Source organism: Enterobacter cloacae complex sp. HYC080_NIDB (assembly GCF_056673325.1).
The window spans coordinates 2,668,545-2,688,277 of the sequence record NZ_CP114212.1; the positions used below are offsets into that span (position 1 = coordinate 2,668,545).

Annotated in this window: 19 protein-coding genes; 11 read left to right on the forward strand and 8 right to left on the reverse strand. The window is 55.2% G+C overall.

Going from position 1 to position 19,733, the window contains the following annotated elements:
- Window positions 1-61 precede the first annotated feature (61 nt).
- Entirely contained in the window at window positions 62-478 is a 417-nt protein-coding gene (locus tag O1723_RS12665) for a pyrimidine (deoxy)nucleoside triphosphate diphosphatase (protein ID WP_023332750.1), read from the forward strand.
- Here the strand turns inward: O1723_RS12665 and O1723_RS12670 are convergent.
- Complete coding sequence (locus O1723_RS12670; protein ID WP_014883456.1) at window positions 438-710, reverse strand: YnjH family protein; 273 nt, start codon at window positions 708-710, stop codon at window positions 438-440. The two genes, O1723_RS12665 and O1723_RS12670, sit on opposite strands and share 41 nt — an antisense overlap.
- 227 nt (window positions 711-937) lie before the next feature.
- Here O1723_RS12670 and gdhA point away from each other — a divergent pair, with 227 nt between their 5' ends.
- Window positions 938-2,281 carry an NADP-specific glutamate dehydrogenase gene (gene gdhA / locus O1723_RS12675; RefSeq protein WP_325824592.1) on the forward strand — a complete coding sequence of 448 codons (1,344 nt, stop codon included), beginning with the start codon at window positions 938-940 and terminating at the stop codon, window positions 2,279-2,281.
- A 117-nt stretch (window positions 2,282-2,398) separates the two neighbouring features.
- On the opposite strand, the gene O1723_RS12680 is transcribed toward gdhA, so the two are convergent.
- The 3 genes from O1723_RS12680 to O1723_RS12690 all read right to left on the reverse strand — a co-directional run bounded on the left by O1723_RS12680 (window position 2,399) and on the right by O1723_RS12690 (window position 6,028).
- On the reverse strand, window positions 2,399-4,312 hold the full coding sequence (locus O1723_RS12680; RefSeq protein ID WP_014883454.1) for a DNA topoisomerase III: 1,914 nt from the start codon (window positions 4,310-4,312) through the stop codon (window positions 2,399-2,401).
- Window positions 4,313-4,316: 4 nt separating this feature from the next.
- Window positions 4,317-5,360 (reverse strand): selenide, water dikinase SelD, encoded by a 1,044-nt coding sequence (selD, locus tag O1723_RS12685; RefSeq protein ID WP_014883453.1) that lies wholly within the window; start codon window positions 5,358-5,360, stop codon window positions 4,317-4,319.
- Window positions 5,361-5,476: 116 nt separating this feature from the next.
- Window positions 5,477-6,028 carry an NAD(P)H nitroreductase gene (locus O1723_RS12690; RefSeq protein ID WP_023337145.1) on the reverse strand — a complete coding sequence of 184 codons (552 nt, stop codon included), beginning with the start codon at window positions 6,026-6,028 and terminating at the stop codon, window positions 5,477-5,479.
- 167 nt (window positions 6,029-6,195) lie between these two features.
- Here O1723_RS12690 and sppA point away from each other — a divergent pair, with 167 nt between their 5' ends.
- The 4 genes from sppA (at window position 6,196) to chiD (ending at window position 11,242) form a co-directional block, all read left to right on the forward strand.
- Entirely contained in the window at window positions 6,196-8,052 is a 1,857-nt protein-coding gene (sppA, locus tag O1723_RS12695; RefSeq protein ID WP_479983833.1) for a signal peptide peptidase SppA, read from the forward strand.
- A gap of 63 nt (window positions 8,053-8,115) precedes the next feature.
- Window positions 8,116-9,132 carry an asparaginase gene (gene ansA, locus O1723_RS12700; protein WP_014883450.1) on the forward strand — a complete coding sequence of 339 codons (1,017 nt, stop codon included), beginning with the start codon at window positions 8,116-8,118 and terminating at the stop codon, window positions 9,130-9,132.
- A 9-nt stretch (window positions 9,133-9,141) separates the two neighbouring features.
- Window positions 9,142-9,783 (forward strand): bifunctional nicotinamidase/pyrazinamidase, encoded by a 642-nt coding sequence (gene pncA, locus O1723_RS12705; RefSeq protein WP_014883449.1) that lies wholly within the window; start codon window positions 9,142-9,144, stop codon window positions 9,781-9,783.
- A gap of 202 nt (window positions 9,784-9,985) precedes the next feature.
- Complete coding sequence (gene chiD / locus O1723_RS12710; protein ID WP_023337143.1) at window positions 9,986-11,242, forward strand: chitinase ChiD; 1,257 nt, start codon at window positions 9,986-9,988, stop codon at window positions 11,240-11,242.
- Between the two features lie 60 nt (window positions 11,243-11,302).
- Here the strand turns inward: chiD and O1723_RS12715 are convergent, their stop codons facing one another.
- Both O1723_RS12715 and msrB read right to left on the reverse strand, forming a co-directional pair.
- Window positions 11,303-11,581 carry a YeaC family protein gene (locus tag O1723_RS12715; RefSeq protein ID WP_479983834.1) on the reverse strand — a complete coding sequence of 93 codons (279 nt, stop codon included), beginning with the start codon at window positions 11,579-11,581 and terminating at the stop codon, window positions 11,303-11,305.
- Window positions 11,582-11,622: 41 nt separating this feature from the next.
- Window positions 11,623-12,036 (reverse strand): peptide-methionine (R)-S-oxide reductase MsrB, encoded by a 414-nt coding sequence (gene msrB, locus O1723_RS12720; RefSeq protein WP_014883446.1) that lies wholly within the window; start codon window positions 12,034-12,036, stop codon window positions 11,623-11,625.
- A gap of 341 nt (window positions 12,037-12,377) precedes the next feature.
- Here msrB and gapA point away from each other — a divergent pair, with 341 nt between their 5' ends.
- Together gapA and O1723_RS12730 are read left to right on the forward strand one after the other, a co-directional pair.
- Complete coding sequence (gapA, locus tag O1723_RS12725) at window positions 12,378-13,373, forward strand: glyceraldehyde-3-phosphate dehydrogenase (RefSeq protein ID WP_014831506.1); 996 nt, start codon at window positions 12,378-12,380, stop codon at window positions 13,371-13,373.
- Window positions 13,374-13,448: 75 nt separating this feature from the next.
- Complete coding sequence (locus tag O1723_RS12730) at window positions 13,449-14,333, forward strand: D-hexose-6-phosphate mutarotase (protein WP_023337142.1); 885 nt, start codon at window positions 13,449-13,451, stop codon at window positions 14,331-14,333.
- Between the two features lie 78 nt (window positions 14,334-14,411).
- Here O1723_RS12730 and O1723_RS12735 read toward each other — a convergent pair whose 3' ends face one another.
- Window positions 14,412-15,158 carry a MipA/OmpV family protein gene (locus tag O1723_RS12735; RefSeq protein WP_014883444.1) on the reverse strand — a complete coding sequence of 249 codons (747 nt, stop codon included), beginning with the start codon at window positions 15,156-15,158 and terminating at the stop codon, window positions 14,412-14,414.
- A gap of 431 nt (window positions 15,159-15,589) precedes the next feature.
- On the opposite strand from O1723_RS12735, the gene yeaG reads away from it, so the two are divergent.
- From yeaG to O1723_RS12750, 3 genes are all read left to right on the forward strand, one after another.
- Window positions 15,590-17,524, forward strand: coding sequence for a protein kinase YeaG (gene yeaG, locus O1723_RS12740; protein ID WP_014883443.1), 1,935 nt, complete (start codon window positions 15,590-15,592; stop codon window positions 17,522-17,524).
- A 74-nt stretch (window positions 17,525-17,598) separates the two neighbouring features.
- A complete protein-coding gene (locus tag O1723_RS12745) occupies window positions 17,599-18,882 on the forward strand; it encodes a YeaH/YhbH family protein (protein ID WP_014883442.1) in 1,284 nt (427 codons plus the stop codon).
- 99 nt (window positions 18,883-18,981) lie between these two features.
- Window positions 18,982-19,482 (forward strand): YbaK/prolyl-tRNA synthetase associated domain-containing protein, encoded by a 501-nt coding sequence (locus O1723_RS12750; protein ID WP_023332738.1) that lies wholly within the window; start codon window positions 18,982-18,984, stop codon window positions 19,480-19,482.
- A gap of 16 nt (window positions 19,483-19,498) precedes the next feature.
- Here the strand turns inward: O1723_RS12750 and yoaI are convergent, their stop codons facing one another.
- Window positions 19,499-19,603 carry a small membrane protein YoaI gene (yoaI, locus tag O1723_RS12755; RefSeq protein ID WP_248191097.1) on the reverse strand — a complete coding sequence of 35 codons (105 nt, stop codon included), beginning with the start codon at window positions 19,601-19,603 and terminating at the stop codon, window positions 19,499-19,501.
- Window positions 19,604-19,733 lie beyond the last annotated feature (130 nt).

Consider the following 19,733-nt stretch of genomic DNA (forward strand, 5'->3'; position numbering starts at 1 on the left):
GACTGGACTCTTTGAAAGGGCTCGATAATATGTCGTTTTTCGCTATCAAGTATTGACGACCATGCTAAAAACAGTCGATGTCGTTGCGGCCATCATCGAAAAAGACGACAAAATTTTACTGGCGCAGCGCCCTGCTCACGCCGATCAACCGGGAATGTGGGAATTCGCTGGCGGAAAAGTCGAGGCCGGTGAAACCCAGCCTCAGGCGCTAATCCGCGAGCTGCGTGAAGAGTTGGGTATTGAGGCGCAGCCCGTGCAGTATGTGGCAAGCCACCAGCGCGAAGTGTCGCAGCGGTTAATCCACCTGCACGCCTGGTATGTTCCTGCCTTTAGCGGAGCGTTAACCGCACACTACCACAGCGCGCTGGCGTGGTGCACGCCGGAAGAGGCGTTGAGCTACGACCTGGCCCCGGCGGATATTCCGCTGCTGGAGGCGTTTATTCTTTTACGCGCCGCCAGACCAGCGGGTTCGTGCTGATCGCGCGTTCATCACGCTGGCATTGCAGCAAAACCCCGTCCGCTTTTACCACTGCTCCTTCAGAATAATTTTGATCCTGATAGATACAGCACTGGTTACAGGGTTGCGCACGCTGGCCGCCGGAGCTAAAGACCTCCGGCGGGACATTCACCTCCACGTCCGGGCGAATGCGGTCAGCCTGCGCGCCAGCGGTCAACATCAACGAAAATGCAGCCATCACGTAACGATTCATAGACTTGTCTTCCTGTTATGTCCTGATAATGACTATAACGGTTAATCGGGCAGAATCTTTAATTTCACACATCATCGCTTTTTGTTATGACGCAGCGCGGGTCATTAATTTCCCTTTCACCCTACATTTCTGCTTGCTTCACAAAGCAGTACGGGTGGTATAGTCAAAAAAACAACACAAATCGCATAAGCAATATACATAAATGACTATAAGGGGTTCTTATATCTATGGATCAGACACGCTCTCTGGAAAGCTTTCTTGCCCATGTTCAGCAGCGCGACCCGCATCAGAGCGAGTTCGCTCAGGCCGTTCGTGAAGTGATGACCACCCTGTGGCCTTTCCTTGAAGAAAACCCGCGTTATCGTCAACTGTCGCTGCTGGAACGTCTGGTTGAGCCAGAACGGGTGATCCAGTTCCGCGTGACCTGGGTGGATGACCGCAATCAGGTCCAGGTCAACCGCGCCTGGCGCGTGCAGTTTAACTCCGCCATCGGCCCGTTTAAGGGCGGCATGCGTTTCCACCCTTCCCTGAACCTGTCGATCCTGAAATTCCTCGGCTTTGAGCAGACGTTTAAAAACGCGCTCACCACCCTGCCGATGGGCGGCGGGAAAGGCGGGAGTGACTTCGATCCTAAGGGGAAAAGCGAAGGTGAAGTGATGCGTTTCTGTCAGGCGCTGATGACCGAGCTCTGGCGCCACCTTGGTCCGGACACCGACGTACCGGCGGGGGATATCGGCGTGGGGGCCCGCGAAGTGGGCTTTATGGCCGGGATGATGAAAAAGCTTTCCAACAACAGCGCCTGCGTCTTTACCGGCAAAGGATTGTCGTTTGGCGGGAGTTTGATTCGCCCGGAGGCGACCGGATATGGTCTGGTCTATTTCACCGAGGCGATGCTCAAGCGTCACGGGTTAGGGTTTGAAGGGATGCGCGTGGCGGTGTCCGGCTCCGGTAACGTGGCGCAATACGCTATCGAAAAAGCGATGCAGTTTGGCGCCCGCGTGGTGACGGCCTCGGACTCCCGTGGCACGGTGGTGGATGAAGCGGGCTTTACGGCAGAAAAACTGGCGCGCCTGTGCGAAATTAAAGCCAGCCGCGACGGGCGGCTCGCAGACTATGCCCAGGAATTTGGATTGACGTATCTGGAAGGCAAGCAGCCGTGGGGTGTTCCGGTGGATATTGCCCTGCCTTGCGCCACGCAAAACGAACTGGACGTGGACGCCGCGCGCACGCTGATCGGCAACGGCGTGAAGGCTGTGGCCGAAGGGGCGAATATGCCGACCACCATCGATGCGACGGATCTGTTCCTCGAAGCGGGCGTGCTGTTTGCCCCAGGCAAGGCCGCCAATGCGGGCGGCGTGGCAACCTCCGGCCTTGAGATGGCGCAAAACGCCGCGCGTCTTGGCTGGAAGGCGGAGAAAGTGGATGCCCGTTTGCACCATATCATGCTGGATATTCACCACGCCTGCGTGGAGTACGGCGGTGAAGCGTCGCAAACTAACTACGTGCGCGGAGCGAATATCGCCGGATTCGTGAAGGTGGCGGATGCGATGATTGGGCAGGGTGTGATTTAAGCTTTCACTGTGTTCTCGCCCTGTAGGCCGGGTAAGGCGTAGACGCCACCGGGCTTTTTTTCAGGCCGCAGAGCTGCTTTTCGCCGGGTGGCGGCTTCGCCTTACCCGGCCTACGGTTTAAGAAGCTGCCGCGCTCTTTTTCTTTTTAAAGGGCTTCTTCGCGCCGCTACCCGGCGCAACCATCCCTCTGAACCGCTTCACCGGCGTACTGCGTGCCTGATCGATCAACTGATACAGCGTCCCCACCAGCGGCTGCATAAAGTCCTGGTAGCGGCACTGCTTTTCACTGATTTGCGTTAGCACGGATTCCCAGTGCGCTGTCATGTCCGGCCTCGCGGCCAGCTCCGGAAGGGAGTGGATGAGCGCCCGACCCGGCTCCGTGGAGTGGATATAGCGTCCTTTTTTCTCCAGGAAGCCGCGCTTGAACAACAGTTCGATGATCCCCGCTCGCGTCGCTTCCGTACCCAGACCGTCGGTGGCGCGCAGGATTTTCTTCAGATCTTTATCCTGCACAAATCGGGCGATCCCGGTCATGGCAGACAGCAGCGTCGCATCGGTGAAATGGCGTGGCGGCTGGGTCTGACGTTCAACCACTTCACCTTTCTCGCACAATAACTCGTCATCTTTGGCGACTACCGGCAGCGGCGTACCGTCGTTCTCCTCGTCACGCTCTTTGTTGCCGAGCAGCGTGCGCCAGCCCGCTTCCGCGAGGAAACGCGCTTTGGCGATAAACTTACCTTTGGCAATCTCAAGCTCAATGACGCATTTGCGGAACACCGCGTCCGGGCAGAACTGCATCAGATACTGACGGGCGATGAGGTTATAGACCTTCGCTTCGTTATCCGTCAGGTTAACGTGGCTGGCGCGTGCCGTCGGGATAATTGCATGGTGGGCGTCCACCTTTTTATCATCCCAGCAGCGGTTATGGGTGTCCGGGTTCACCACCGGCTGCGGCAGGAGATCGGCGGCGTGTACGCTTATCGCATTCAGTACCGCGTGACGACCAGCAAAATGTTCTTCCGGCAGATAACGGCTATCCGAACGCGGATAGGTGATCAGCTTGTGTGTTTCATAGAGCTTCTGGCAGATATCCAGCACGTTTTGCGCGCTGAGGCCAAAGCGCTTCGCCGCCTCAATCTGCAAGGCCGAGAGTGAAAACGGCAGCGGTGCGGGTTCTGATTCCCGTTTATCGTTATAGCTGGTGACGATGGCAGGCTGACCGGTAATACGGTTAACCACATGCTCCGCCAGCGGACGGTGCAGCAAGCGCCCCTCTTCATCCTGGTACGATTCACAGGCATCGCTCGGCTGCCAGACGGCGGTAAAGCGTTCGTCCTTAGGCGTAACGATATGCGCTTTCACTTCAAAGAAATCTTTGGCGACGAAGTTCTCAATCTCTTCATCACGACGCACCACCAGCCCCAGCACCGGCGTCTGCACGCGGCCCACGGAGAGTACCCCCTGATAGCCCGCATTACGCCCGAGGATGGTGTAGGCGCGGGTCATGTTGATCCCGTACAGCCAGTCAGCGCGCGCGCGCGCAAGCGCCGAGACGCACAGCGGGATAAACTCGCTGTTGGCACGCAGACGCGAGATCGCACGCTCTACCGCCTGCGGGTTGAGGTCGTTTATCAGGCAGCGCTGTACCTGCTGGCGTTTTTCCGGCGCCAGCTCGAGGTAGTCCAGCACTTCATCTACCAACAGTTGCCCTTCCCTGTCCGGGTCACCTGCGTGAACCACTTCAGAGGCTTCGTGCAGGAAACGCTTGATCACGTTCAGCTGTTTGGTCACCGAAGGCCGGGGCTGCAGGCGCCATTTTTCCGGCACGATGGGCAGATCGTTGAGGTTCCAGCGGGCGTAGCGGCTGTCGTAGACGTCCGGCTGCGCCTGCTCAAGCAGGTGACCAATACACCAGGTCACCACCTGCCCGTTACCGCATTCGATAAAGCCGTCGCCCTTGCGGTGCGGCTTCGGCAACACGTCGGCGATGGCGCGCGCCAGGCTCGGCTTTTCGGCAATAAACAACCGCATCGAATTAACGGATCTCAATCATCGGTCGGCCACCGCGTGCGGTCACCAGCTCGCCGATCGCCGTCAGGGTAATGCCAAACTCGGCGGCCGTTGCCTGAACGTCAGCTTCGGCTTCCGGTGTGACCGCCAGCAGCAGGCCGCCGGAAGTTTGTGGATCGCACAGCAGGTTGCGCCACTCTTCAGGCATCTCGCCCATCAGGTGACCGTAGCTGGCAAAGTTGCGCTGAGTACCGCCCGGCACCGCGCCCTGTGCAATGTACTCTTCCACGCCCGGCAGTTTCGGCACGTCCTGATACCACACCTGTGCCTGCACGCCCGCGCCCTGACACACTTCGGAGAGGTGTCCCAGCAGACCAAAACCGGTCACATCGGTCATCGCCTTCACGCCGTCGATATTGGCGAATGCCGCGCCCGCAAGGTTCATCTGGCACATCACTTCCGTTGCCAGACCTTTGTGTTCCGGCTTCAGCAGGGATTTTTTCTCGGCGGTCGTGAGTACGCCAATGCCGAGCGGCTTGGTGAGGAACAGCTTGCAGCCCGCCTGCGCGGTGCTGTTGCGCTTCACGCGCTCGGTCGGCACCACGCCCGTGACGGCCAGGCCAAAAATAGGTTCAGGCGCGTCAATCGAGTGACCACCGGCCAGCGCAATTCCCGCCTGCTGACAGGCGAAACGGCCGCCATCAATGACGTCGCGGGCAATTTCCGGCGCGAGGGTATTAATTGGCCAGCCCAGAATGGCGATGGCCATAATCGGCTTACCGCCCATCGCGAAGATATCACTGATGGCGTTGGTGGCCGCAATGCGCCCGAAATCGAAGGGGTTATCGACAATTGGCATAAAGAAGTCAGTGGTGCTGATAATGCTGGTGCCGTTACCTAAGTCATAAACTGCAGCATCGTCACGCGTTTCATTGCCGACAAGCAGGTTCGGGTCGACAAACTTCGCCTGTTCACTGTGCAGAATGGTCTCCAGCACTTTCGGGGAAATTTTACAACCGCAACCGGCTCCGTGGCTGTACTGCGTTAAACGAATGGTTTGCTCGCTCATGGACGTCTCCTGTCATCTCAATCGCGCTATGGTAGCGCTCATTCCATAAAGAGGTAAGTATGACTGTCTGAATTCTGCGGCAGATGCTCAGAATCCAGACAGTTTAGCGTGGGTTATCAGAAACGGCTGACGAAAGGCGAAGTGTCCGGCACGCTGATGGTGCTGGAGGCTTTAAGCTGCGGCGTACCGAGGTAGAGGAAACCGACAATTTTATCGTGCTCACCGCAGCCAAAACCGTCACGGACTACCGGGCTCCCGGTCAGCGGACCGGTACGCCAGATACCGTTAAACCCCTGTGCGACAGCGGCCATTTGCATCGCCATTACCGCGCAGCCAGCAGACATTTCCTGCTCCCAGACCGGGACTTTGTGGCCAGCCTGACATTTCGCCACGACGGCGATGATCATCGGCGCACGGAACGGCGCATTGCGCGCTTTATCGATACCTTTCTCATCCTGCCCGACGGCAACCGCGCCCTGCTCCAGCAGCAGGCTGAAACGATCGCGGCCTTCACCTTCAATCACAAAGAAGTGCCACGGCTGCAGCGTGCCGTGATCGGGGGCACGCATCCCGGCACGCAGAATGTTTTCCAGCTGCTCGCCCGCCGGGGCAGGTTCGGCCAGACGTGACGCGCTGCGGCGGTTAACAAGCAGTTCAAGTGCGTCCATTAGTTAACTCCTTTATTGAAATTTACTCACAAAATTAACACGGCCGCAGATTTTGTTACAGCCTGGCAGGCGATTCCTGCTGACAAGTGGCGGTTGGGTCATTACGATAACCCAACATTACCGTCCAGTGGCGACGGAAACAGTCATTTTCTGGTTAGGGAGAATACATGCGAACCCTTTGGCGAATCTTTGCCGGTTTCTTTAAATGGACGTGGCGACTGCTCAACTTCGTCCGCAACCTGGTGATGAACATCTTCTTCATCCTGCTGGTTCTGGTTTGCGCAGGCATCTGGATGCATATCAGCAATGCGAATCATGCGCAGCATTTAACTCGCGGGGCGCTGTTACTCGATATCACCGGCGTCATCGTGGATAAACCGTCCACCAGCAACCGTCTGGGGGTCATTGGCCGTCAGCTGTTTGGCGCGACGTCCGACCGCCTGCAGGAAAACTCCCTGTTCGATATTGTCGATACTATCCGTCAGGCCAAAGACGACCGAAATATCACCGGGATCGTACTGGATCTGAAAGATTTTGCCGGAGGCGACCAGCCTTCAATGCAGTACATCGGTAAAGCGCTGCGTGAATTCCGCGACAGCGGTAAGCCAGTGATCGCCGTGGGCGACAGCTACAGCCAGGGGCAATATTATCTGGCAAGCTTCGCCAACAAGATCTGGCTCTCTCCGCAGGGGACGGTCGATCTGCACGGCTTTGCCACCAACGGCCTGTACTACAAATCGCTGCTCGACAAGCTGAAAGTGACGACCCACGTCTTCCGCGTCGGCACCTATAAATCAGCCGTGGAGCCGTTTATTCGCGACGATATGTCCCCTGCTGCCCGTGAAGCGGACAGCCGCTGGATTGGCGAGCTGTGGCAGAACTATCTGGGCACCGTGGCCGCTAACCGTCAAATTACCGCTGAGCAGGTCTTCCCGGGCGCACGTGGCGTGCTGGAGGGTCTGCGTAAGGTTGACGGCGATACCGCGAAATATGCCCTCGACAATAAACTCGTTGATGCGCTGGGTACCAGTGCGGATATCGAAAAAGCCCTGACCAAACAGTTTGGCTGGAGCAAAGAGGACAAAAACTACAGCGCCATCAGTATGTATGACTACGCTGCGAAAAAACCGGACGAGAGCGGTGACAGCGTGGCCGTGGTGTTTGCCAACGGCGCCATCATGGACGGTCAGGAAACCCCGGGTAATGTCGGCGGTGACACCACCGCGTCGCAAATCCGTGACGCGCGCCTTGACCCGAAAGTGAAAGCCATTGTTCTGCGCGTAAACAGCCCGGGCGGCAGCGTGAGCGCCTCCGAAGTGATCCGCGCTGAGCTGGCCGCGGCCCGCGCTGCGGGCAAACCGGTCGTCGTCTCCATGGGCGGAATGGCGGCATCAGGTGGGTACTGGATCTCCACGCCAGCCAACTACATTGTGGCTAACCCAAGTACGCTGACGGGTTCTATCGGCATCTTCGGGGTGATCAACACCGTGGAAAACAGTCTGGATTATCTGGGCGTGCACACCGACGGTGTTTCTACGTCGCCGCTGGCAGATGTGTCGATAACGAAATCCCTGCCGCCGGAAGTGTCGGAGATGATGCAGCTGAGCATTGAGAACGGGTATAAGCGCTTTATTACGCTGGTGGCTGACTCGCGTAAAAAGACGCCTGAACAGATTGACCAGATTGCTCAGGGCCACGTCTGGACAGGTCAGGACGCGAAGAACAACGGACTGGTGGACAGTCTGGGTGACTTTGACGACGCCGTGAAGAAAGCGGCCGACCTGGCGAAGCTCAAGCAATGGCACATTGAGTATTATCAGGATGAGCCGTCATTCTTTGATATGGTGATGGACAGCATGTCTGTCTCCGTTCGCGCCATGCTGCCGGAGGCGCTGCAGGCTTACCTGCCTGCGCCGGTTGCCACGGCAGCGAAAGCGATGAAGACGGAAAGCGATAAGCTCGCGGCCTTTAACGATCCACAAAGTCGTTACGCGTTTTGCCTGACCTGCGCGAACGTCCGTTAAAAACCGTCCCCTCTTCTCGCGAAGAGGGGATTTTTTTCTTTTGAAGAACAAGAACTCACTACCATGCAGAAGAAATCGATTTATGTAGCCTACACTGGCGGTACCATCGGTATGCAGCGCTCTGAAAATGGCTATATTCCTGTCTCCGGCCACCTTCAGCGTCAGCTTGCGTTGATGCCTGAGTTCCACCGTCCGGAAATGCCTGACTTTACCATCCATGAATACGAGCCGCTGATGGACTCCTCCGACATGACGCCAGAAGACTGGCAGCACATCGCGGATGACATTAAAGCGCATTACGACCAGTACGACGGCTTCGTGATCCTGCATGGTACCGACACCATGGCGTTCACGGCCTCGGCGCTCTCCTTCATGCTGGAGAACCTGAGCAAGCCGGTTATCGTCACCGGGTCGCAAATTCCGCTGGCGGAGTTACGCTCCGACGGGCAGATCAACCTGCTGAACTCCCTGTACGTGGCGGCAAATTACCCGATTAACGAAGTCTCGCTGTTCTTTAACAACCGTCTGTATCGCGGCAACCGCACGACGAAAGCCCATGCCGATGGTTTTGACGCCTTCGCCTCACCGAACCTGCAGCCGCTGCTGGAAGCGGGGATTCATATCCGTCGTCTGGGCACGCCGCCTGCACCGAATACCGCTGGCGAGCTGATTGTGCATCCGATTACCCCGCAGCCCATCGGTGTGGTTACCATTTACCCGGGTATTTCCGCCGACGTGGTCCGCAACTTCCTGCGCCAGCCAGTGAAAGCGCTGATCCTGCGCTCCTACGGCGTGGGCAACGCCCCGCAGAACGGTGAGTTTCTGAAAGAGCTTCAGGAAGCCAGCGAACGCGGAATTGTGGTGGTGAACCTGACCCAGTGTATGTCCGGCAAAGTGAATATGGGTGGCTATGCCACCGGCAACGCGCTGGCACATGCGGGTGTCATCAGCGGTTTCGATATGACCGTTGAGGCGACGCTGACTAAACTTCACTATTTACTGAGTCAGGATCTGGACATTCAGTCCATTCGCAACGCCATGATGCAAAATCTGCGCGGTGAACTGACCCCTGACGAATAAGGAGGCCTCATGACGCAACGCGCCCTGTTACTGGTCGATTTGCAAAATGATTTCTGCGCCGGCGGCGCGCTGGCCGTCGCCGAAGGTGACAGCACCGTTGACGTGGCGAATACGCTGATTGACTGGTGTAAAGCTCGCGGTGAAGCGGTGGTCGCCAGCCAGGACTGGCACCCGGCTAACCACGGCAGTTTTGCCAGCCAGCACAACGTCGAACCGTTCACTCAGGGTGAACTCGACGGGCTGGCGCAAACCTTCTGGCCGGATCATTGCGTGCAGCAAACGGAAGGCGCGGCGCTGCATCCGCTCCTGAATCAGAAAGCCATCGACGCGGTGTTCCATAAGGGTGAAAACCCGACAATAGATAGCTACAGCGCGTTTTTTGATAACGGTCATCGTCAGAAGACCGCGCTGGACGCGTGGTTACGCCACCATGAAATCACGGAGCTGATTGTGCTTGGGCTGGCGACAGATTATTGCGTGAAGTTTACCGTACTGGACGCGCTCCAGTCAGGCTACACCGTCAGCGTGATCACCGACGGCTGCCGCGGGGTGAACATTCACCCTCAGGACAGCGCTCAGGCGTTTATGGAGATGGCTGCCGAAGGCGCGACGCTGTATACCCTGGCAGACTGGCTGGAAACGCAGGCGTAGTCTTTTAAGCCGGGTGGCGGCTTCGCCTTACCCGGCCTACTTTCTCTGGAGCGCAGCGCCACCCGGCATTTCTTCTCCAATCCCCATAAAGTGAACTCCCTCGCATCCTCAGCGAAGCGGCAATGCTATTCTCGTCAGGTTGTTTTTTCGCCACGCCTTTTCTGTGGCGTGGTTATTTTTATTAAGTCAAAGAGGAAATTATATGAAACGTTTGCCCTTGCTGGCAGCATTACCCTTGCTTTGCGCGTCACTGGCTTCCGCTGCACCCCTGATGTCCGTCGGCTATTTCAACGGGGGTGGCGATGTCACCGCCGGACCGGGTGGCGACATTAATAAACTGGATGTCCGCCAGATCACCCACCTGAACTATTCGTTTGGTCTGGTCTACAACGACGAGAAAGACGAAACCAACGCCGCGCTGAAAGATCCGACGAAACTGCATCAGATCTGGCTTTCGCCCAAAGTGGCATCCGATCTGGCCTTAATCCCCACTCTGCGTAAACAAAACCCGCACCTTAAAGTGCTGCTCTCTGTTGGCGGCTGGGGTGCGCGTGGTTTCTCTGGCGCAGCGGCCACCAAAGAGAGTCGTGCGGTGTTTATCCGATCCGCCCAGGAGGTTGTCGACAAATACGGTCTGGACGGGATTGATCTCGACTGGGAGTACCCGGTCAACGGCGCGTGGGGACTGGTTGCCAGCACGCCAGCCGACAGGGACAACTTCACCGCGCTGCTGAAAGAGATGCGCGACGCATTCGGGCAGAAAAAGCTGGTGACCATTGCGGTAGGCGCCAATGCGGAAAGTCCGAAAAGCTGGGTGGATGTCAAAGCCATCGCTCCCCTGCTCGACTACATCAACCTGATGACCTACGACATGGCGTATGGTACCCAGTATTTTAACGCCAACCTCTATGATTCCAGCGCCTGGCCGACGGTGGCTGCTGCCGATAAATACAGCGTGGACTTTGTGGTAAATAACTATCTGGCCGCGGGACTGAAACCACAGCAGATGAACCTCGGGATCGGGTTTTACGGTCGCGTACCGAAACGCGCCGTTGAGCCGGGTATCGACTGGAGCAAGCCGGACGCACAAAAAAATCCGGTCACCCAGCCCTACTTTGGACCGCAGGAGCTCGGCTTGTTCAGGTCGCTCGGCTATGACCTGTCCAAAGATACCTACGTGAAGTACAACGATATCGTGAAAAAGCTGCTGAACGATCCGCAGAAGCGTTTTACCGAGCACTGGGACGACCAGGCGAAAGTGCCGTGGCTCTCCGTGGAAGCAGCCGACGGCAAGGCGCTCTTTGCGATTTCGTATGAGAACCCGCGTTCCGTGGCGATCAAAGCGGACTACATTAAACAGAAAGGTCTCGCCGGGGCGATGTTCTGGGAGTATGGCGCGGACGATAACAACCAGTTAGCGAAGCAGCTGGCAGAGTCATTAGGGATCCCGCAAAAGTAGCGACGCATTCAAACCCTCTCCCTGTGGGAGAGGGTTGGATGAAGGCATCAGCCCGCACGGTTATTGCATTTTCAGCGTCGCAATTGGCTTCGGCGTGATGCCAAAATCTTCTTTCAGCTCTCGCTTGCTTTTCATCACCATCTGGCCGTTGGTATCGATCGTCATGTGCTGCGCGTCAGTATTGTTGCGCGCCTGCCACAGCATCACCAGCTGCAAACTGTTCTCTTTATGCTCAGGGGTAAGCGCCACGCCATCCGGCCATTTTCCCAGCTCAACGGCGGTGACCAGACGCTGATAAATGTCCTGGGTCATCCCGTTAATCATGTCATCAATATTCACGATCTCTCCCTTTCAAAGGAATAATTTGCTGAATCGTTTTTTCAACCCTTGATCTGGTCGCCGTTTTCATCATCCGTGAAGCTCATGGAGGCCGAATTGACGCAGAAACGCTCCCCCGTTGGCTGTGGACCATCCGGGAAGACGTGCCCCAGATGTGCATCGCAGGTCCCGCAACGGATTTCCGTGCGCACCATGCCGTGCGAGGTGTCACTCAGATAGCGGATTGCCTCATCGCTCACCGGCTCGTAAAAGCTCGGCCAGCCGCAGCCGGAATCGAATTTCGTTTGTGAGTTAAACAGCGGGGCATCACAGACCAGACAGTGATAGACGCCGTCTCGCTTGTTGTGCAGTAAACGCCCGGTGAATGGCGGTTCCGTGCCGTGGTTCTGCGTCACGTAAAACTGCATTTCTGTGAGGTTTTTTTTCAAATCGTCAGGGTTACGTTGGTTCGACATATGCTTACATCTCGCTGTAGAAACAGACATCTTTTAACCCGGATTCTAACAAAACATTAACACCCTTGCGTGCACTTTTGTTCTAAACTTATGTGTCGCGAAAAGGCGGTCAGGCAATTGTGATCATGTTCACATTTTTATCCTGCGAGGACTTTAAAATTCCGGGCGCAGCCCCCATGTGGTTGCAAGCTCAAAGGGAAAGTGAGGCGAGTCAGTCGCACAAACGTTAGTCACAGGATTGATTTGTCGCAATGATTGACACGATTCCGCTTGACGCTGCGTAAGGTTTTTGTAATTTTACAGGCAACCTTTTATTCACTAACAAATAGCTGGTGGAATATATGACTATCAAAGTAGGTATCAACGGTTTTGGCCGTATCGGCCGTATTGTTTTCCGTGCTGCTCAGAAACGTTCTGACATCGAAATCGTTGGTATCAACGATCTCCTGGACGCTGAATACATGGCGTACATGCTGAAGTACGACTCAACTCACGGTCGTTTCGACGGCACCGTTGAAGTGAAAGACGGCCACCTGGTTGTTAACGGCAAAACCATCCGCGTTACTGCTGAGAAAGACCCAGCTAACCTGAAATGGAACGAAATCGGTGTTGATGTTGTAGCTGAAGCTACCGGTATCTTCCTGACCGACGAAACTGCACGTAAACACATCACTGCAGGCGCGAAGAAAGTTGTTCTGACTGGTCCTTCTAAAGACAACACCCCAATGTTCGTTCGTGGTGCAAACTTCGAAACTTACGCTGGCCAGGACATCGTTTCCAACGCATCCTGCACCACCAACTGCCTGGCACCGCTGGCTAAAGTTATCAACGACAACTTCGGCATCATCGAAGGTCTGATGACTACCGTTCACGCTACCACCGCTACTCAGAAAACCGTTGACGGCCCGTCTCACAAAGACTGGCGCGGCGGCCGTGGCGCGGCTCAGAACATCATCCCATCCTCTACCGGTGCTGCTAAAGCTGTAGGTAAAGTACTGCCAGAACTGAATGGCAAACTGACTGGTATGGCGTTCCGCGTTCCAACGCCTAACGTATCCGTTGTTGACCTGACCGTTCGTCTGGAAAAAGCTGCTTCTTATGAAGAAATTAAGAAAGCAATCAAAGCTGCTTCCGAAGGCGCAATGAAAGGCGTTCTGGGTTACACCGAAGACGACGTTGTATCTACTGATTTCAACGGCGAAGTGTGCACTTCCGTGTTCGATGCTAAAGCTGGTATCGCACTGAACGACAACTTCGTAAAACTGGTTTCCTGGTACGACAACGAAACTGGCTACTCTAACAAAGTACTGGACCTGATCGCTCACATCTCCAAATAAGTTGAGATGAGTGTTTGATCCAAAAAGGCGACTTCGGTCGCCTTTTTTATTGTTTTTTAGACAGAGGATTGCTTAATGATTAATAAAATATTTGCACTTCCGGTAGTCGAACAACTTACCCCTGTGCTCTCCCGCCGCCAGATTGACGGCGCTGATGTTATCGTCGTTGACCACCCGCGCGTGAAAGCCTCCGTGGCGCTGAATGGCGCCCACCTGCTCTCCTGGAAGCCTGGGGGCGAAGAGGAAGGACTGTGGCTGAGCGAGGCCACCTCGTTCAAAAAAGGGGCTGCTATCCGTGGCGGCGTCCCCATCTGCTGGCCATGGTTCGGCCCGTCCACACAGCAGGGTTTGCCGTCTCACGGTTTTGCCCGTAACCAGCAGTGGACGCTGAAAGCGCACAATGAAGATGACAACGGTGCCGTGCTGACCTTTGAGCTGCAGGCGAATGATGAAACCCGCGCCCTGTGGCCGCATGATTTCACCCTGTACGCCCGTTTCAAGCTGGGTAAAACCTGCGAAATTGAGCTGGAAGCGCACGGCGAGTTCGAAACCACGTCTGCCCTGCACACCTACTTCAACGTGGGTGACATCAACGCAGTGAAGGTGAGCGGCCTCGGCGATACCTTTATCGACAAAGTTGATAATGCGAAAGAGGGCAAGCTAAGCGACGGCGTTCAGGCTTTCCCCGATCGTACCGACCGCGTCTATCTCCACCCGGAAGCCTGCAGCGTGATCCACGATGGTGCCCTGAAACGCGGCATTGAGGTCGTTCATCATCATCACAGCAATGTGGTGGGCTGGAACCCAGGTCCGGCATTGTCTGTCAGCATGGCCGATATTCCTGATGACGGTTACAAAACATTCGTTTGTGTAGAAACAGCCTGCGTGACCACGCCGCAGAAAGCGAGCGAAGAAAAACCGTCTCGTTTAGGGCAGACGATCCGTATTGTTAAGCGATAATCGCCCTGCACCACAAAAAAGCAAACGGGGCGCTAGCGCCCCGTTTTGATGCAATGATTGCACTGAATTAATGCACAATCAGAACTTGTAGGTCACACCCACAGAGAAGATACCCGCCCAGGACTTATCGACCATCGGGCTATCTTTCACTTCATCGCTCAGACGCTCATAACGGCCAGTACCGTAGACGCTCCAGTCGCCAAGGAAGTTATAGCTCGCGGTCAGCTCCAGGTAGGGATCCCAGCCATCATCTGCGCTGTAGCTTTTCAGACCACTGCGGCGAGACTCGTTTTTAGAGACGCCGTAATAGTAGTCGTTGTAGTTTTCACTGTTGTACTGCACACCGATGCCCGGCGTCAGGGTGAGCCCGCCGTTGGTATAACGGTACAGCCATGCCAGATCCCAGATAAAGCCGTTGCTGTTGTCCAGCGTATCACCTGCCAGAGCAGTACGCAGGAAGCCATACTCGGTGTTATGCACGTATGAAAGCCCGGCCATCATGCTACTTTTGCGCTTATCGAGCTGGCGAAGCGCGTGGCTGTCGCTGTCTCCCGGCTTGAAGTGCGTTGGATCGTAGTAGGCCATGATAGAGAGCTTGTCGGCCGTGTCGTTCCAGAGATAGTAGCCGCCGCCGAGACCGCGGAACCAGACGTTCTCGCCTTCATAGGTGATAACGGGAACAGGATATACGTCACGATCATACTGTTTGTATGGGCTGTTAATGACGCCAACACCCGCGCCAACCGTCCACTGACTTTCCGCCTGAGCGGTGCTAACTGCGGTCGCGGCAAGGATGCCCAATGCCAGAAGTTTGAGTTTGGTCACAATCCATTCTTTCCTGTAGTCAAATAATCAGCGGGAGAAGTGTAACCGCCATTCCCGTACAACCCAAAATTTTTTGCCTGCTAATCAGTCTGATTAACCCGTTATTTTTCACTTTTCAGATGACAGCACGCTTTCATTTATATGACCACTGAATGAAAAACGTGCTTAAGCCTTAGAACCCAGGTGGAAATTTTTGGATGAGTTATTGATATGTCATTGAAATTAGATTTTCTCAGCATGCAAGTTTGGCAAATGCCATCTACGCTTAATTTTAAGAAGAGTTTTCCTGAACGCCCTGCGGTTCTTAGCCTCTGACCTGGCACACAGGTTGCTGCTCTGGCAGTGAGGTGCGAGAGATTCTCTTCCGGGAGCCTCCACTACTCATACGAACGGCTCTTATCCTGTGCTAAAAAACGAAAGGACGGCATGCCATGAATATATTCGATCACTATCGCCAGCGCTATGAAGCTGCCAAGGACGAAGAGTTCACACTGCAGGAGTTTCTTACCATTTGTCGGCAAGATCGCAGTGCCTATGCCAATGCGGCAGAACGGCTATTGATGGCTATTGGTGAGCCAAACATGGTTGATACTGCCCTGGAGCCACGGCTTTCCCGTCTATTTTCGAATCGGGTGGTCGCCCGATATCCGGCGTTCGAAGAGTTCTACGGCATGGAAGATGCCATTGAACAGATTGTCTCCTATCTGAAGCATGCCGCTCAGGGTCTGGAAGAGAAGAAACAGATCCTCTATTTACTCGGCCCGGTCGGTGGCGGTAAATCCTCGCTGGCTGAACGCCTGAAGTCGCTGATGCAGCGCGTGCCGATTTATGTGTTGAGCGCTAATGGCGAACGCAGCCCGGTGAACGACCATCCGCTGTGCCTGTTTAATCCACAGGAAGATGCGCAAATTCTGGATAAAGAGTTTGGCATTCCGCGCCGCTACCTCGGCACCATCATGTCGCCGTGGGCGGCAAAACGCCTGCATGAGTTTGGGGGCGATATCACCAAATTCCGCGTGGTGAAAGTGTGGCCGTCTATCCTTGAGCAGATCGCCATTGCCAAAACGGAACCGGGTGATGAGAACAACCAGGATATCTCGGCGCTGGTGGGTAAAGTTGATATCCGTAAGCTGGAAAACTTCGCACAAAATGACCCGGATGCCTACGGCTATTCCGGTGCGCTGTGCCGCGCCAACCAGGGGATTATGGAATTCGTGGAGATGTTTAAAGCACCAATCAAAGTGCTGCATCCTCTGCTGACGGCGACCCAGGAAGGGAACTATAACGGGACGGAAGGTATCTCCGCCCTGCCGTTTAACGGGATAATCCTCGCCCACTCGAACGAATCCGAATGGGTGACCTTCCGTAATAATAAAAACAATGAGGCCTTCCTTGACCGCGTGTACATCGTCAAGGTGCCTTATTGCCTGCGGATCTCCGAAGAGATCAAGATTTACGAGAAACTGCTCAACCACAGTGAGCTGGTGCACGCTCCCTGCGCGCCAGGCACGCTGGAAACGTTGTCGCGCTTCTCTATCCTTTCGCGTTTGAAAGAGCCGGAAAACTCCAGCATCTACTCAAAAATGCGCGTCTATGATGGCGAAAGCCTGAAAGACACCGACCCGAAAGCGAAATCCTATCAGGAGTATCGTGATTACGCCGGGGTCGATGAAGGGATGAACGGCCTGTCCACCCGTTTCGCGTTTAAGATCCTCTCCCGCGTCTTTAACTTCGATCATGCGGAAGTGGCGGCCAACCCGGTTCACTTGTTCTACGTGCTGGAGCAGCAGATTGAACGCGAGCAGTTCCCGCAGGAGCAGGCTGAACGCTATCTTGAGTTCCTGAAAGGCTACCTGATTCCGAAATACGCCGAGTTCATTGGCAAAGAGATCCAGACAGCCTACCTGGAATCCTATTCAGAGTACGGACAGAATATTTTCGACCGTTATGTCACCTACGCTGACTTCTGGATCCAGGATCAGGAGTACCGCGACCCGGATACCGGCCAGCTGTTTGACCGTGAATCCCTGAACGCGGAACTGGAAAAAATCGAGAAGCCTGCCGGGATCAGCAACCCGAAAGACTTCCGTAATGAGATTGTGAACTTCGTCCTGCGCGCCAGAGCGCATAACAACGGACGCAATCCGAACTGGACCAGCTACGAGAAACTGCGCACCGTTATTGAGAAGAAAATGTTCTCCAATACCGAAGAGCTGCTGCCGGTTATCTCGTTCAACACCAAAACCTCAACCGATGAGCAGAAGAAACACGACGATTTTGTCGACCGTATGATGGAAAAAGGCTACACCCGCAAACAGGTTCGCCTGCTCTGCGAATGGTATCTGCGCGTGCGTAAATCGTCCTAAAACAAGTGCCCGGCAGCGCTAGCGCCTGCCGGGCCAACAAAAACGCAAGTTGGCAAATGCAGTACGGGGGGTATATGACCTGGTTTATTGACCGGCGTCTTAACGGCAAAAACAAGAGCACGGTGAACCGCCAGCGCTTCTTGCGCCGTTACAAAGCGCAAATTAAACAGTCGATCTCCGAGGCCATCAACAAACGCTCGGTGACCGACGTCGATAGCGGCGAGTCTGTTTCCATCCCCACCGATGACATCAGCGAACCGATGTTTCATCAGGGGCGAGGCGGTCTGCGCCATCGCGTACACCCAGGTAATGACCACTTCGTTCAGAACGACAGAATTGAGCGTCCTCAGGGCGGCGGCGGTGGTTCAGGAAGCGGTCAGGGACAGGCCAGCCAGGACGGTGAAGGTCAGGATGAGTTCGTTTTCCAGATTTCAAAAGATGAATACCTCGACCTGCTGTTTGAGGACCTGGCGCTGCCGAATCTGAAAAAGAATCAGCATCGTCAGCTTAACGAGTACAAAACCCATCGCGCGGGCTATACCGCCAACGGCGTCCCCGCCAACATCAGCGTCGTGCGTTCGTTGCAGAATTCGCTGGCGCGGCGCACGGCCATGACGGCAGGCAAACGTCGTGAACTGCGCGAACTTGAGAGTAGCCTGAAGGTCGTGGAAAACACGGAGCCGGCGCAACTGCTGGAAGAGGAGCGCCTGCGCAAAGAGATTGCCGAGCTAAGAGCGAAGATCGATCGCGTTCCGTTTATCGACACGTTCGACCTGCGTTACAAGAATTATGAAAAACGCCCAGAGCCCTCAAGCCAGGCAGTGATGTTCTGTCTGATGGACGTCTCCGGCTCCATGGACCAGGCCACCAAGGATATGGCGAAGCGTTTTTATATCCTGCTCTACCTGTTCCTGAGCAGAACCTATAAGAATGTGGAAGTGGTCTATATTCGCCACCATACGCAGGCTAAAGAGGTCGACGAGCATGAGTTCTTCTACTCGCAGGAGACCGGCGGCACCATCGTCTCCAGCGCGCTGAAGCTGATGGATGAAGTCGTGAAAGAGCGTTACGACCCGGCGCAATGGAATATCTATGCCGCGCAGGCGTCCGATGGTGATAACTGGGCCGACGACTCACCGCTGTGTCACGACATCCTGGCGAAGAAAATTCTGCCGGTGGTGCGTTACTACAGCTATATCGAAATTACCCGTCGCGCGCATCAGACCCTGTGGCGGGAATATGAACATCTGCAATCGATGTTTGATAATTTTGCCATGCAACATATCCGTGACCAGGATGATATTTATCCGGTGTTCAGGGAGCTCTTCCACAAGCAGTCTGCTAACAGCAACGCATAATCTCACAGCCAGCGAACGCGCTGGCTGTTTTCTTTCGACGCCGTTCTTCTCGTGCTAATGTAGCCATCTGCATACTGGATTATCACCGGGAAAATCGCGATGACTGACGACGTTATGGGGACAGGAACCCACCAGCAACTGATAACCTTACTCACCGGGCAAGGCGCACGTTTTCGGGTTATGGAGCACGAGGCGGTCGGGAAATGTGAAGCGGTAAGTGAAATACGCGGGACCGATCTGCGTCAGGGCGCAAAAGCCCTGGTCTGCAAAGTGAAGGGGAACGGTGTTAAAAAGCATGTTCTGGCGATCCTGGCTGCCGATCTGCAGGCCGACCTGAGCCGGCTTGCCAGCCATTTCGGCGGGCTTAAAGCCTCCCTCGCCAGCCCGGCCGAGGTAAGTACCCTTACCGCCTGCGTATTCGGCGCTATCCCGCCTTTTAGTTTCCACCCCGATCTGACGCTGGTCGCCGACCCGCTGCTGTTCGAGCGTTTCGACGAAATCGCATTTAACGCCGGCCTGCTGGAAAAATCCGTGATCATGGATACCCAGGATTACCTGCGCATCGCCCGTCCTGAGCTGGTGACTTTCCATAAAGTCTAACCGTGAAGGCTGACTGTCAGCCTTTTCTCTCCAGCAACAGCACGGAGGCGACGAGAATCGCGGCAATGACGAAAAACGATGAGGAGATAATCAGCATTTCAACAAACATGTGATCGTTCATGATAGCGACCCCTTTGCGATATCTGCCTTCGTTTTAAACCGCGTAAATGACAAGGTTATGACAGCGGTAAAATCTTTTTAAAACTGTTCTCCGCCCTTTTTCCGCGTACAGTAAGCAGGACGATTATTTT